The organism is Curtobacterium sp. 1310 (assembly GCF_017834105.1).
Taxonomy (GTDB): domain Bacteria; phylum Actinomycetota; class Actinomycetes; order Actinomycetales; family Microbacteriaceae; genus Curtobacterium.
Genome location: NZ_JAFICY010000001.1, coordinates 160,587 through 174,540 on the forward strand (window position 1 = coordinate 160,587; position 13,954 = coordinate 174,540).

Sequence of the window (13,954 nt, forward strand, 5' to 3'; positions counted from 1 at the left end):
GTCGCGGCGCGCTCGCACGAGGTTACCGGCGTTCGGGGCCGGATGACGGTTGTTGGACCTCGTGCAACAACCGGTGCCGTGCTCCCCATGCCCGGATCGCCGACGCCAGTTCGAGGGGGGCCTGGTTCTGCACCGCGTGCCGTGCCGTCACCGTCACGACCTCGGCGTCCGGGAGCCGCTCGGTGAAGCCGGCGTGCAGCTTCGGCGAGACGTACCCGCGGTCACCCCGGACGAGCAGCACCGGCACGGCGAGGGCCTCGAGGTCGGGCCACGCGTCGGCGAACCGCCCCACCGACGCCGTCCGGCCCGAGGGCAGGTGGGGGAAGTGGTGCCGGCGGACGAGCCGGCCGTCCTCGCCGAGCCGGGTGGTGTGCCGGGCCTCGCGGAGGAGCACCGCGCGGTCGTCCCCGACGCGGGCCTCGACGGCGCGGTCGACGACCTCGTCGAGCGATGCGAACGGCGTCTCGTCCTCCAGCGCCCGGGCGATGCGGTCGACGGCGCGCTGCGCGAAGTCCGGGGACATGTCCACGAGCACCAGGCCGGTGACACGCTCGGGTGAGGTCGCGGCCAGGCGGGCGGCGAGGATGGCACCGAGCGAGTGGCCGACGACCACGCCCGGCGGGACCCCGAGGGCGTCGAGCGCGGCCAGCACCTGCGGAGCCGTCGCGCTCGCGCCGTAGTCGGCGTCGTCCCGCCAGGACGACCGGCCGTGCCCGGGCAGGTCGAGGGCGACCGCCGGTTGCCCGACCGCGATCGCGGTCTGGTCGAAGCTGTGCGCGTCGATGCCGAGCCCGTGCAGGTAGGTGATCCGTGCCTCCCGGCCGTCCGCCGTGTCCCAGCGGATCGCCGCGGTCTCGCGTCCGTCGTCGGTCCGGACCACCTGCCGGGAGGCGCGGAGCGGCTCCGTCACGCCGCTCGCAGCCGCCAGCGCGGCCAGGTCCGAGAATTCGTCGTCGGGTTCGTGCACGGGTCCGATCCTCGCACCCCGTCGGGTACCCCGTTGCACCCTGGAAGCCTTAGGTAAGGCATGCCATACTCGTACCTCGTGGCAGCCCGGTACCGAGTCTTCTCCGTCCGCGTCGCGGCCGTGTCGGCGCTCACCCCGTCGTTCGTCCGGGTGACGCTCACCGGTGACGCGCTCGCGGACTTCTCCGCGGTCGGGCTCGACCAGCGGATCAAGGTCGTCCTGCCGATCCCCGGACACGGGTTCACCGACCTGCCCGACGGTGACGACTGGTACGGCGCGTGGCGCGCACTGCCCGACGCCGAGCGGAACCCGCTGCGCACCTACACCGTCCGGTCCTTCCGTCCGGACGCCCGCGAGCTCGACATCGACTTCGTGGCGCACGGGGACACCGGACCGGCCTCGCGGTGGGTGTCGGCGTGCCGTGTCGGGGACGAGCTCCGCGTCGTCGGTCCGGCCGTGCCGTCCTCGCCCGCCGAGCTGCCGAGCGGCGCCGCCGAGTTCGCGCCGGGGAGCGCGACCCGGATCCTGCTCGCCGGGGACGAGACCGCCGCTCCCGCGATCTGCGCCATCCTCGAGGCACTCGACGTGGCGACCGTCGGACACGTCTTCATCGAGGTCCCGACCGACGCCGACCGGCTGCCGGTCACCGCACCCGCCGGTGTCGAGGTGCGGTGGATCGCCCGCAACGGTGCCTCGCACGGGGTCCGGATGACGGACCAGGTGCACGCCTGGGCCGCCGCGGTCACGACCGGGGCCGCCTCGGTGGCGGAGCCGGTGCGCGGCGCCGTGGACCTGGCCGACGTGGACGTCGACGAGCAGGTGCTCTGGGACGTGCCGGCCGCGCTCGACGAGCGACCGGTGTACGCCTGGATCGCGGGCGAGGCCGGTTGCGTGAAGGAGCTCCGCCGACACCTCGTGCGCGGCGTCGGACTCGACCGTCGGCAGGTCGCGTTCATGGGGTACTGGCGGCACGGCAAGGCCGAGCACTGAACACGGCAGCGTCCTCCCCGGCGCCGTCCGGGCGAGCCGGTGGTCCCGTCCCGACGACGGCCTTGGGGGCGCGCGGGCTGACCCTGGCGTACGACGACCGGACCGTGGTGTCGTCGCTCGACGTCGACGTGCCCGACGGGGAGCTCACCGTGATCGTCGGTCCGAACGCCTGCGGCAAGTCGACCCTGTTGAAGGCGTTCGCCCGCACCCTCCGGCCGAGCGCCGGCACGGTGTTCCTCGACGGCACCCCGATCGACTCGCTCCGCCCGAAAGCCGTCGCCCGTCGGGTCGGCATGCTGCCCCAGACGCCCGTCGCACCCGAGGGCATCACCGTCCGGGACCTCGTGTCCCGCGGCCGCTTCCCGCACCAGGACCTGCTGCACCCGTCGTCCGGCTCCGACCGCACCGCCGTGCAGGCCGCACTGGAGCAGACCGACACCGTGTCGCTCGCCGACCGGAGCGTCGGTGAGCTCTCGGGTGGGCAGCGGCAGCGCGTGTGGATCGCGATGGTGCTGGCGCAGGAGACCGACATCGTCCTGCTCGACGAGCCGACGACGTTCCTCGACATCGCGCACCAGTACGACGTGCTCGAGCTCGCCTCGGCACTGCACGCTGCGGGCCGCACCGTCGTGGCGGTGCTCCACGACCTGAACCAGGCCGCCCGGTACGCGACGCACCTCGTGGCGATGCGCGACGGGGCGATCGTGGCACAGGGCACGCCGGCCGCGGTGCTGACCTCGGAGCTGGTGGAGGACGTCTTCGGACTGCCCTGCGTGGTCGTGCCCGACCCGGAGACCGGGACACCCCTGGTGGTGCCGCGCCGGCGCGTCGCCTGACCGCCGACGGCTCGGCGCGGGTGCTGCCTGCCCCGAGCGGGCAGGACGTGCCGCTCGCGTTCGTCGAGCGGGCGTGATCTGTCGGTGCAGGCGGCGAGGGTGACGGATCCGGCCCGCTCGGTGGCTCGGAACGGGCCGCCTGACGGACGGGAGGCACGGGGCGGACCCGCCGTGCGCCTCCCGTCCGGTGGTGGGTCACCGGGTCAGCGGTAGCCGCCGTCCTCGAGTCCGGCCTCCACCTCGAAGCGGTTGCGGGCGGCGTCGCGCCCCGCGAGGGCGTAGAGCAGCGGCATGAGCATGCCGTAGCGACGCCACTGCGTCACGTGCACCCGCTCGTGCCGCAGCACGCGCGGGCCGTCGTTGTCCCGCGTCAGGTACACCGACCCGACGCACGTGCCGCCGCGCCGGAACGCCCAGCGCGGCAGCCCCGTGCACACGATCAACCCGTCCTCGACCCGGATCCGCCCGGTCGAGAAGGGCACCCCGACGGCCAGTCCGACCGCGGTGGCGAACACCCAACCGGCGCGCGAGATCGGGGAGTCGAGGAGCGGGTTGCGCACCCCTACTCCGGTCGGCCGTAGGTCTCGAGCAGGCGGAGCCAGACCTCGTTCATCGTCGGGTACGCCGGGACCGCGTGCCAGAGCCGGTCGACGGGGACCTCGCCGACGACCGCGACCGTCGCCGCGTGGAGCATCTCGGCGACGTCCTGTCCGACGAAGGTCACGCCGACGACGACGCCGCGGGACTCGTCGACGACCATCTTCGCACGGCCGGTGTAGCCGTCGGCCTGCAGCGCCGAACCGGCGATCGCACCGAGGTCGTACTCGACCGCGCGGACGTCGATGCCCTGCTCGCGTGCCGCGGCCTCGGTCAGGCCGATGCTCGCCACCTCGGGGTCGGTGAACGTGACCTGCGGGACTGCTGCGTGGTCGGCGGTCGCGACGTGGGCGCCCCAGGGCTCCGCGTGCACCGGGCGGCCCTGCGCCCGTGCGGCGATGGCCTCGCCGGCGGCGCGTGCCTGGTACTTGCCCTGGTGGGTGAGGAGTGCGCGGTGGTTGACGTCGCCGACGGCGTAGAGCCAGTCGGTGCCCTGCACGAGCATCGTGTCGTCGACCTGCAGCCAGTCGCCCGGGGTGAGCCCCACGGACTCGAGGCCGAGGTCGGCGGTGTGCGCCTTCCGACCCGTCGCCGCGAGGACCTCGCTCGTCACGACCGTGGTGCCGTCGTCGAGCGTCGTGGTGACCAGGCCGTGCTCGTCGCGGTCGACCCGCGTCGGGCTGACACCGGTGCGGACGTCGATACCGAGCTCCCGCATCGCGTCGGCGACGAGCTCACCGGCGAACGGCTCCATGCCGCCGAGCAGCCCGTGCCGGGCGACCAGGGTGACCTTCGACCCGAGGGAGGCCCACGCGGTCGCGAGCTCGGAGCCGGCGACGCCGCCGCCGATGACGAGCAGGCTCTCCGGGACCTGCTGGGCGCTGGTGCCCTCGCGGGTGCCCCACGGCTGCGCGTCCGCGAGACCGGGGACGTCCGGCAGCTGGTGCAGCGAACCGGTCACGACGGCGACGGCCGCGCGTGCGGTGTGCGTCTCGCCGCCGACCTCGATGGTCTTCTCGCCGGTGATGCGGGCGTGGCCGCGGATCAGGGCGATGTCGGCGGACTCGAGCCAGGCCACCTGGCTGTCGTCCTGGTAGTCGGAGGTGAAGGAGTTGCGGCGCGCGAGCACCTTCGCGGCGTCCACGTGCCCGGTGACCGCCTGCGCGGCACCGTCGACGCGCTTCGCAGCCGCGACCGCGTGGCCGCTGCGGAGGAGCGCCTTCGACGGCATGCACGCCCAGTAGGAGCACTCACCGCCGACCAGTTCGGCCTCGACCACGGCGACCGACAGGCCGCGCTTGTGGGCGTAGTCCGCCACGTTCTCGCCGACTGCGCCGGCGCCGATCACGATGAGGTCGTAGTCCGTCATGCTCCCGAACCTACGCGGAGCGGCGGGGCGTCGGCCGTGTGCGGCGCGGCGCGGATCCGGAGGACCGGTCAGCCTTGGTCAGGCGGTGCGGGACGCGGTCGTCAGGGCACCGACCGCACGCAGGATCACGCCCAGGTCGTCGACCGCTCGGTCGGGATCCACCGGTGCGAAGCCGGTCAGCGCGGCCCCGACGAGTCGCCGTCCCCGCGTCGCGGCCTGGATGCGCTCGACCAGACCGGAGGCGTCGAGCCCGAAGGGCACCGGCTCGAGCAGTCCGTCCACCTCGGCCGGGTCGAGCACGTCGAGGTCGACGTGGACGAAGACGCGCTCGGCACCGGTGGACCCGACCGCGGCCGCGATCGCGTCCGGCGTCGCCGCGTCCACGTCGAGGTGGGTGATCCCGACCCGGTCGAGGGCGGCGATCTCGGCGTCCTCGACTCCGCGGACCCCGGCGAGCACGACCCTGCCCGGGTCCAGGACCGGCAGGTCGGGGAAGAGGTCCTCCGGGCGGTCGACGAGCAGGCGCAGGACGGCGGTCTCGGCTGCGACGGGTTGTGCGCGGTTCAGCGACCGGTAGCCGCTCGATCCGGCGATGCGCACGAACGCGGTGTCCGGACGCACGAGCACGGAGGCGCCGAGCACGCTCGACCCGTCACCACCGACCACCAGGACGGGTTCGCTCGAGACGCCGGTCTCCTCGGCGACGCGGTCGGCCACGACACGGACCGACGTGTACCGGGCGACGGCGGTCTCGAGCCGGTCGCCCGCGCCGGCCGGCACGTCGACGACGGTCGTGGCGGCGCGGGGGAGATCGGCTGCGATGGCCTGTGCTCCGTCGCCGAGGCGCATCGCGCGCGACGACGCCGAACCCTGCCACTGACCGACGACGAGGAACTGCATCGTCTCAGTCTGGCAGCAGGGTCCGGCGCCGTCCGCAGTTCCGCGTCAGATACCCGCGGACCCGCCGTTCTTCAGCGCGGCGAGACGTGCCTCGACCTCGGCGTCGCGACCCACGTCCTCCAGGCTCTCGAACTGCGCGTCCAGGCTCGACGACTGCAGTTCCTGCTGCCCGAGGACCTTCGCCTCCTCGCGGCGGACCTTCTCCTCGAAGCGGTTGAGGTCGCTCGTCGGATCGGTGATGTCGATGTTGCCGATGGCGTCGTTGACCTTGGACTGCGCCTCGGCGGTCTTCTGCCGGGCGACGAGCGAGTCGCGCTTGGCCTTGAGCTGTTCGAGCTTCTGCTCCATGCCGGCCAGCCCGGACTTGAGCTTCTCGACCTGCTCGTTCTGCGTGGCGAGCGGGCCCTCGTTGTCCTTGACCTCCTGCTCGGCCGCGATCTGCTTGCCGATCGCGATCTTCGCGAGGTTGTCGAACTTGTCCGCGTCCGCGGTCTTGCCCTCGGCGCGGTACTTGTCGGCGGCGGCCGAGGCGTTGGCGGCCTTCTGACCCCACTCGGTCGCCGCGCGCTTGTCCTCCTCGTGGTCCTGCTCGAGCAGGCGGAGGTTGCCGATCGTCTGCGCGATCGCCGTCTTCGCGTCGGCGATGTTGTTCGTGTAGTCGCGGACGAGCTGGTCCAGCATCTTCTGCGGGTCCTCGGCGTCGTCGATGAGCTGGTTCACGTTCGCCCGGATGAGCGAGGAGATCCGGCCGAGAATCGTCTGCTTTGCCATTGTGTTCCCTTTCGTGGAAGGTCTCTCGTGGTGCTGCTGGTCCTGGTGGTCGTGTGTCCCGAGGGGGTGGTGTCGGCTGTCAGAAGCGGCCGCCGCCGGAGAAGCCCCCGCCGCCCCCGCCGCCGCCTCCGCCGAAGCCCCCGCCTCCGCCGAAGCCCCCGCCGCCGCTGAAGCCCCCGCCGCCGCCGAAGCCCCCACCGCCGAAGGAGCCGCCCCCGTAGCTGCCGCCGCGTCCGCCGAGGAGGCCGCCGAGCACGATCCCGGTCACGAGGCCCCCGAGCTGTGCGCCGTTGCCGCCGCCGCCCTGCCCGGGCCATCCGCCCATGTCGTCGTTCGCCGCGTCCATCGCCGCGGCGGCGTACTGCTCGGCGGCGCGTGCAGCCCCGAGGGCGCGGGCGGGGTCGCTCGTGGCGAGGTCGACCGCGTCGTCGAGCGCGCGCTCGGCCTCGGACAGGCGCGTCCGGGCCGTCGTGCCGACGGCTCCCCGGCGGAGCGAGATGAAGTCGCGCGCCTGGCTGATCCGGGCCCGGGCGTCGCGCAGGGCGTCGTCGAGGGCGCGGCGTGCCCGCTGCTGCTGTTCCTGTGCACCGCGCGCGGCGGCCAGTGCGGCGTCGATCTCGGTGTTCGCCTTCGTCAGCGCGTCGACGGCGGCGATCGGGTCGCGCGGGTCGGAGCCCTGGCGGAGGACGGTGCCGGCACGGGTCACCGCGGCCGCGAGGGCCGGGTCGCCGGACCGCATCGAACGGGCTGCGGCGACGTCTCCCTCGATGTCCGCGCGCATCGCCTGGACCCGGGCGGTCGCCTCGGCGAAGGTGCGCTCGGCGCCGGTCGCACTCGCGGTCAGCTGCTGCACCTGTGCGAGCGCGTGCTGGGCGTCGCGCACGGCGATGACCGCCTCGCCCTTGTCCCCGGACGCGATGGCCGCGGTCGCCGCCTGCGACCGCTCCGTCGCGTAGCCGAGGACCTGGTCGGCCTGGTCGACGTTGTCGGAGACCGTCGCCAGGGTCCGGCCGCCGTACGACCCGCGCACCCGGTCGAGCGCGCGGCGGGCGGCGTCGAGCTCGACCGGGGCTGCCGCGACCGCGGAGGCGAGGGCGGTCGCGGCGTCCTCGACCCCGTCCTCGAGGGACCGCAGGTGGTCGAAGGCCTCGGTCTGCTCGTCGATGGACGCGTGGGCCTGCTCGCAGATGGCGACGATCTGGTTCGCCCACTGCGCGCGCTGCTGCGGGGAGTCCGGTACCTCGTCGTCGAGCTGCTGCTGGTAGGAGAACGCCTGCCGCACGTTCCGCTTCGCGGTCGCGACGGCCTCGGCGAAGGGCTTCGCCGCGTCCTCGCCGAACTGTGCCGTGGCGAAGCCGACCTCCTGCTCGGCCGTCCGGAGCTCGTCGTCGATGGTGACCAGCGCCGCGCCCGCCTTGCGCTCGAGCCCGGCGAGGGACGCCTCCTGCGCTCGTGCGGCCTCGGCGGTGCGTCGCTTGTTGCGGGTGCGGATCACCAGGACGGCGACGACCGCACCGACGACGACCACGAGCAGCAGGACCCACAGCCAGGTGAGGTCCGGCGGGGCCTGCGAGGAGACGAGTCCGTCCGCGAGGGCGACGGCGGCGCCCGCCCAGTCGCCGTCCCGCAGCTGCGGGACGGCGTCCTGCTGGTAGGCGGACTCGACGTCGCTGCTCGACAGTGCGGTCGCGTTCGTCTGCTGGATGTCGGCGATCCGGTCGTCGACCGCCACGGAGAGCACGATCGCGTCGGAGTCGATCTGGTTGCGCTCCATCAGGGCGTCACCCCAGGCGGCGTGGTCGGTCGGGTTCGTGAAGGTCGGCACGTAGACCACGTAGAGCTGCGTCTGCGTCCGCTCGTAGAGGTCCTGGACCGCCCGTTCGACCTGGGTCCGCTGACCGCTGCTGAGGGCACCGGCCTCGTCGACCACGTAGGCGCCGCCCAGGTCGACCGGGTCCGTCGCGTGGGCTGCTGCGGTGGGCGTGATCACGAGTCCGGCCGCGAGGAGCACGGCACCGATCCGACCCACGGCGCGTGTGATCGCCGAGCGGGCGCCGCGGACGGCCGCGTGGGGGCCTTCGCGGTGCCGACCGAGCGCCCGAGGGGCCGATCCATCGTCGGTGCGCGATCCGTGGTGAGCCGCTCGCATCCGTCCTCCATCCGTCGTCCGGGAGCCCACGTTGCGCCCCCGACGGCCCCCGCACGGGCGCCGTCGCCCCGATGCTATCCAGGGCACGCACACAGCGGGTGGATCCTCGGACGACCCCCGGCGACGCCCGTCATGTGGAGGACTTGTACCCCGGACCGGGGTATGGTGGAGGCCATCGTTCGACGACGAGCGGAAGGGGAAAGCGATGGAGCGTACGACGAGCACCGAGGTCGTCCCACTGGAGGACGGCTACCACCGCGTCTCGACACCGGCGAGCGGTGTCATCGGCTTCGTCCGTGAGCAGGACGGCCGCTACGAGGTCCTCCGGGGCCGGGTCCGACAGGCCACGCGCTCCGAGGGCGCCTACAGCACCATGAACGTCGCGCTCATCGCGCTCACGCACGCCTGAGCCCGCGGCGACCGCTTCAGCCTCGCGCTGACCGCTTCAGCCTCGCGCTGACGTGGAGGCGCGGAGACGCTGACGTGGAGGCGCAGTGGCCGACCTCGACCGCGTCAGCTGCCGGGACGGGTGAGCACCTCGACGCCGTCCTCGGTGATCGCGACGGTGTGCTCGGTGTGCGCGGTCCTCGCCCCCGTCGCGCTCCGCAGCGTCCACCCGTCGGGACCGGTGACGAGCTCGTCCGTGTCCGCCATCACCCAGGGCTCGAGCGCGAGGAGCAGCCCCGGTCGCAGGGTGTAGCCGCGCCCCGGCCGACCCGTGTTCGCCACGTGCGGGTCCTGGTGCATCGTCGAGCCGATGCCGTGCCCGCCGAACTCGGTGTTCACGGCGTAGCCCGCGGCGGTGAGGACCTCGCCGATGGCGTGCGACACGTCCCCGGTCCGGACGCCGGGGCCCGCGGCGGCGATGCCGGCGGCCAGCGCCCGTTCGGTGGCGTCGATCAGGGCGGTGTCCGCCGGGTCGGCGCGCCCGACGACGAAGCTGATCGCCGCGTCGGCGGCGATCCCGTCCAGGGTCACCGCGAGGTCCAGGGTGAGCAGGTCGCCGTCGGCGAGCTCGCGGTCGTGCGGCAGGCCGTGGAGCACCGCGTCGTTCACCGCGGTGCAGACGTGGTGGCCGAAGGGGCCACGACCGAACGAGGGGGCGTAGTCGACGTAGCAGGAGACCGCGCCGGCGTCCTCGATCATCGTCCGGGTCCACCCGTCCACCTCGAGCAGGTTCGTGCCGACCGTCGTCCGCTCCCGGAGGGTCTGCAGGATCGTGCCGACGAGGGCGCCGGTGCGGCGGGCCCGGTCGACCTCGGCTGGAGAGAGGATCTCGATCATGCCGATGATCGTACCGGTATTGTCTGGCCGGTACTAGTATCGGCGCCATGGTCCGACTCCCGCTGAGCCCCGCCGAGCTGGAACGCGGTCGCCGGCTCGGCGCACTGCTCCGTCGTGCTCGGGGCGAGCGCTCGATCCTCGACGTCGCCCTCGATGCGGGCGTGTCGCCCGAGACCCTGCGGAAGATCGAGACCGGTCGCATCGCGACGCCGTCCTTCGCCACGATCGCCGCGGTCGCGAGCGTCGTCCGACTGTCGCTCGACGCGCTCTGGGACGAGGTGCACCCCGAGGCGGAACGGGTGGCCCCGGACCGGGCGACGCACCCCGTGCACGAGGAGAGCCCCCGGCGCTGACGCCGGGGGCTCGATGTGCCCCCAGGAGGATTCGAACCTCCGCCCCTGCCTCCGGAGGGCAGTGCTCTATCCCCTGAGCTATGGGGGCTCGTGGGTGAGATCAACCGTAGCAGGTAACGCGAGCCGGTCCCGACAGCGCGTGTCGCGTCCGTGTCGCGACCGCCGTCGGACGGGAGGCGCGGCACGGGCCCGCACCGTGCCTCCCGTCCGGCTGCGGTGCCGTCAGCCCGCCGGGCTGGCCGACGCGGACGGCAGCAGCACGGAGCGCACCGCGTCCACGACGGGCTGCGCCCCGCCGGGCTCGGTGTACAGCGTCGACTCGGTGGTGACCCAGTACGGATCCGGGAAGGCGTCCGCGCGGCCGACGCCGTCGTCCAGCGCGTAGTAGCCCTCGACGCGGTAGGTCGGGACGGACCCACCGCGCTCGTAGAGGGCGTCCTTGAGCGTCGTGAGCGACTTCTCAGGCAGGTGCGCCACGGCGAGCGTGATCGTCGTCGACGGGTCGTCGGTGGCGACGAGGTGGCAGACCCGGCCGCGCTGGCGGGCGATCGTCGCGGCCGGCGTGCCCTTCGCGGGCGTCCAGGTCGTGTCCTGTTCGAAGGTCTTGCCGTAGACGGCGAGGACGCTCGTGGGCAGCAGCTCGGCGCACGTCTGCCGCACGGCGGTGCCGATCGGGGTGGCGCTCGCGCTCGGGGCCGCGTCGTCGGACCCGCCCGTGCAGGCGGCCAGGGCGACGGCGGCGGACACGGAGAGCAGGGCGACGGTGATCGCCCGGACACGGCTGCGGGAGGTCATCCAGCCATGATGCTGCACGCCGTCCGGCACCGGCCCGCGAGGCACCTGGGCGTCCCGGTAGACTCGACCCTCGTGACTCCTGCCGAACTCTCCGCCGCGTACCTGTCGATCCTGACCGGGATCGTCGAGCGACGAGGCGCGTCCGACACCGTGACGATCGGGGAGTCCCACGTGGCCCTCGAGCGGCCGAAGAACCGTGCGCACGGCGACTGGGCCTCGAACGCGGCGATGCAGCTCGCGAAGCGCCTCGGTACGAACCCGCGCGAGCTCGCGACCGAGATCGCCGGCGAGCTGACCGAGCTCGACGGCGTCGCGTCCGTCGACGTCGCCGGCCCCGGCTTCATCAACATCACGCTCGAGGCCGCCGCCGCCGGTGAGATCGCCCGCACGATCGTCGACCAGGCCGACGCGTTCGGACACGGCGACCTGTACGAGGGCGTGTCCATCGACCTCGAGTTCGTGTCCGCGAACCCGACCGGTCCGATCCACATGGGCGGTGTGCGCTGGGCCGCCGTCGGTGACTCGCTCGCCCGCGTGTTCGAGGCGCAGGGCGGCCTCGTCACCCGTGAGTACTACTTCAACGACCACGGCGCACAGATCGACCGCTTCGCCCGGTCGCTCGTCGCCTCGGCGCTGGGGGAGCCCACGCCGGAGGACGGCTACGGCGGTGCCTACATCGGCGACATCGCCGCGCGGGTCATCGCGACGCTGCCCGCCGGCACCGACGTGCGCGACCTGCCGCGCGACGAGGCGCAGGAGCTGTTCCGCCGCGAGGGCGTCGAGTTCATGTTCGCCGACATCAAGTCCTCGCTGCACGACTTCGGCGTGGACTTCGACGTCTACTTCCACGAGAACTCGCTGCACGAGTCGAAGGCCGTCGAGCGGGCCATCGAGCGGCTGCAGTCCCTCGGCAAGATGTACGAGGCCGAGGGTGCGCTCTGGCTCCGCACGACCGACTTCGGCGACGACCGCGACCGCGTCGTGATCAAGTCCGACGGGCAGCCGGCGTACATCGCGGGCGACCTGGCGTACTACCTCGACAAGCGCGAGCGCGGGTTCGAGCGCAACCTCATCATGCTCGGCGCGGACCACCACGGCTACGTCGGTCGCATGATGGCGATGTGCGCGGCGTTCGGTGACGAGCCCGGCAAGAACCTCGAGATCCTCATCGGCCAGATGGTGAACCTGCTCAAGGACGGCCAGCCCTTCCGCATGTCGAAGCGCAACGGCACGATCGTGTCGATGGAGGACCTCGTCGACGCCGTGGGTGTCGACGCCGGTCGCTACGCCCTCGTGCGGTTCGCGAGCGACACCTCGATCGACATCGACCTCGACCTGCTCACCAAGCGCACCAACGACAACCCGGTCTTCTACGTGCAGTACGCCCACGCCCGCACGCAGTCGGTCGCCCGCAACGCTGCGGCCTCGGGCGTGGACCGCTCCGCGTTCGACGCGTCCCTGCTCACGCACGAGACGGAGAGCGCCCTCCTCGGAGCCCTCGCCGAGTACCCGCGCGTGGTGCGCCAGGCCGCGGAGCTCCGCGAGCCGCACCGCATCGCGCGGTACATCGAGCAGCTCGCCGGGCTGTACCACCGCTGGTACGACTCCTGCCGGGTGACGCCGCTCGGCGACGAGGCCGTGTCGGACCTGCACCGCACGCGCCTGTGGCTGAACGACGCGACCGGGCAGGTCGTCCGCAACGGCCTCGGCCTCCTCGGGGTGAGTGCGCCCGAGCGCATGTAGCGCGGCGCGCGGCGTCGCGTCGCGTCGCGTCGCGTCGAACCACGTTCTCGACATCGAACCAGGCGATCCGCCTGGTTCGATGTCGTTTCAATGGTTCGTCGCCGGCGCGCCCAGCACGCGTCCGCACAACCGGAAGCACGTCGCGCCACGTGATCACGTGGCGCGACGTGCTTCTGCTTGTGCGCGAGCACGTCGCGCCGCGTCGGGCGGTGCGCCGCGTCGCGCCGCGCACCGCGCCCCGCCCCGCCCCGCCTCGGCGCGCCTCGCCCCGCCGCGCCCCGCCGCGCCTCGCCCCGCCGCGCCTCGCCCCGCCGGCCGCCGCGCCCCGCCGCCCCGCCCGCCGCAGCGCGCACACCGGGCGCACACCGCGCCTCCAGGCCGGCTGCGGGGAGCACCTGGCAGGGTGGGACGCATGTCCGTCGCCACCGAGCCCTCCCGGAAGCGCCGTCGCTGGCCCGTCGTCCTCGTCGTCCTGGTGCTCGTGCTCGCCGCGCTCGTCGTCGTCGCGGAGTTCGTGCTCCGGGGCGTCGTCGACCGGATCATCGCCGACCAGGTCGAGCAGTCCCTCCCGGAGGGCGCCACCGGCGAGGTCACCGCACACGCCGAGGGCATCGTCGTCCCGCAGCTGCTCGCCGGCACGCTCGACCGGGTCGACATCACCTCGGACCGGCTGACCGTCGACGGGGTCCCGCTGGCCGCCGACGTCACCGCTCGCGACGTCCCGGTGGACGGCAAGGGCGACGTGCACGACGTCGACGGCCACGTCACCCTCGCCGCGACGAGCGTGCAGGACCTGGCCAAGTACAGCCCGCTGTTCGAGCGGCTCCGGCTCGTCGACGGCGGCGTCGAGCTGTCCGGTTCGACCGCGGTGCTCGGGTACGACATCGGCTACGCGGCCACCGGCGACGTGGTGGCGCAGCAGGACGGCCGTGGCGTCACGATCACCCCGCAGAGCGTCCGCATCACGAACTCGGACCTCGGGCTGAAGGTCGACCGCATCCCCGGCGTCACGGGCGTCCCGGTGCAGGTCTGCACGGCGCAGTTCCTGCCCGAGCAGCTCCGGGTCCGGTCCGTCGACGTGACCTCCGCCGAGGCCACCGTCCGGGTCACCGCCGACTCGCTGCCGCTGACCGAGCAGGGCCTGCGCACGGTCGGCGCCTGCGGCTGACGCCGTCGATCCCGGCGCGTCACCACCGCGGT

The 13,954-nt window shown here is 73.4% G+C and carries 14 protein-coding genes and 1 tRNA gene; 6 read left to right on the forward strand and 9 right to left on the reverse strand.

Going from position 1 to position 13,954, the window contains the following annotated elements:
- Nucleotides 1–22: 22 nt before the first annotated feature.
- Nucleotides 23–967 (reverse strand): alpha/beta fold hydrolase, encoded by a 945-nt coding sequence (locus JOD95_RS00735; RefSeq protein ID WP_066654666.1) that lies wholly within the window; start codon nt 965–967, stop codon nt 23–25.
- Nucleotides 968–1,027: 60 nt separating this feature from the next.
- On the opposite strand from JOD95_RS00735, the gene JOD95_RS00740 reads away from it, so the two are divergent.
- On the forward strand, nt 1,028–1,957 hold the full coding sequence (locus JOD95_RS00740) for a siderophore-interacting protein (protein ID WP_209682350.1): 930 nt from the start codon (nt 1,028–1,030) through the stop codon (nt 1,955–1,957).
- A 62-nt stretch (nt 1,958–2,019) separates the two neighbouring features.
- Nucleotides 2,020–2,793 (forward strand): ABC transporter ATP-binding protein, encoded by a 774-nt coding sequence (locus JOD95_RS00745; protein WP_066658332.1) that lies wholly within the window; start codon nt 2,020–2,022, stop codon nt 2,791–2,793.
- 203 nt (nt 2,794–2,996) lie between these two features.
- Here JOD95_RS00745 and JOD95_RS00750 read toward each other — a convergent pair whose 3' ends face one another.
- The 5 genes from JOD95_RS00750 to JOD95_RS00770 all read right to left on the reverse strand — a co-directional run bounded on the left by JOD95_RS00750 (nt 2,997) and on the right by JOD95_RS00770 (nt 8,441).
- Complete coding sequence (locus tag JOD95_RS00750; RefSeq protein WP_209682353.1) at nt 2,997–3,353, reverse strand: Fe-S oxidoreductase; 357 nt, start codon at nt 3,351–3,353, stop codon at nt 2,997–2,999.
- A 2-nt stretch (nt 3,354–3,355) separates the two neighbouring features.
- Nucleotides 3,356–4,759: an NAD(P)/FAD-dependent oxidoreductase gene (locus JOD95_RS00755; protein WP_209682355.1), complete on the reverse strand. Its 1,404-nt coding sequence runs from the start codon at nt 4,757–4,759 to the stop codon at nt 3,356–3,358.
- 78 nt (nt 4,760–4,837) lie between these two features.
- On the reverse strand, nt 4,838–5,659 hold the full coding sequence (locus JOD95_RS00760) for an arginase family protein (protein ID WP_209682358.1): 822 nt from the start codon (nt 5,657–5,659) through the stop codon (nt 4,838–4,840).
- A gap of 45 nt (nt 5,660–5,704) precedes the next feature.
- The gene (locus JOD95_RS00765) at nt 5,705–6,430 is read right to left on the reverse strand and encodes a PspA/IM30 family protein (RefSeq protein WP_066654658.1); all 726 of its coding nucleotides are present in this window, start codon (nt 6,428–6,430) and stop codon (nt 5,705–5,707) included.
- Between the two features lie 79 nt (nt 6,431–6,509).
- On the reverse strand, nt 6,510–8,441 hold the full coding sequence (locus tag JOD95_RS00770; RefSeq protein WP_209682361.1) for a YgcG family protein: 1,932 nt from the start codon (nt 8,439–8,441) through the stop codon (nt 6,510–6,512).
- A gap of 343 nt (nt 8,442–8,784) precedes the next feature.
- Between JOD95_RS00770 and JOD95_RS00775 the strand changes: the two genes are divergently transcribed.
- Nucleotides 8,785–8,988, forward strand: coding sequence for a hypothetical protein (locus tag JOD95_RS00775; protein WP_058729997.1), 204 nt, complete (start codon nt 8,785–8,787; stop codon nt 8,986–8,988).
- A gap of 104 nt (nt 8,989–9,092) precedes the next feature.
- Here the strand turns inward: JOD95_RS00775 and map are convergent, their stop codons facing one another.
- Nucleotides 9,093–9,863: a type I methionyl aminopeptidase gene (gene map, locus JOD95_RS00780; protein ID WP_209682364.1), complete on the reverse strand. Its 771-nt coding sequence runs from the start codon at nt 9,861–9,863 to the stop codon at nt 9,093–9,095.
- Between the two features lie 47 nt (nt 9,864–9,910).
- Between map and JOD95_RS00785 the strand changes: the two genes are divergently transcribed.
- Entirely contained in the window at nt 9,911–10,216 is a 306-nt protein-coding gene (locus tag JOD95_RS00785) for a helix-turn-helix domain-containing protein (protein WP_209682366.1), read from the forward strand.
- Nucleotides 10,217–10,232: 16 nt separating this feature from the next.
- Here the strand turns inward: JOD95_RS00785 and JOD95_RS00790 are convergent.
- Together JOD95_RS00790 and JOD95_RS00795 are read right to left on the reverse strand one after the other, a co-directional pair.
- Nucleotides 10,233–10,304: transfer RNA gene (locus JOD95_RS00790), tRNA-Arg, on the reverse strand.
- A gap of 134 nt (nt 10,305–10,438) precedes the next feature.
- Entirely contained in the window at nt 10,439–11,011 is a 573-nt protein-coding gene (locus JOD95_RS00795; protein WP_209682369.1) for a hypothetical protein, read from the reverse strand.
- A gap of 72 nt (nt 11,012–11,083) precedes the next feature.
- Between JOD95_RS00795 and argS the strand changes: the two genes are divergently transcribed.
- Nucleotides 11,084–12,754: an arginine--tRNA ligase gene (argS, locus tag JOD95_RS00800; RefSeq protein ID WP_209682373.1), complete on the forward strand. Its 1,671-nt coding sequence runs from the start codon at nt 11,084–11,086 to the stop codon at nt 12,752–12,754.
- Nucleotides 12,755–13,166: 412 nt separating this feature from the next.
- Entirely contained in the window at nt 13,167–13,922 is a 756-nt protein-coding gene (locus JOD95_RS00805) for an LmeA family phospholipid-binding protein (protein WP_209682376.1), read from the forward strand.
- Nucleotides 13,923–13,954 lie beyond the last annotated feature (32 nt).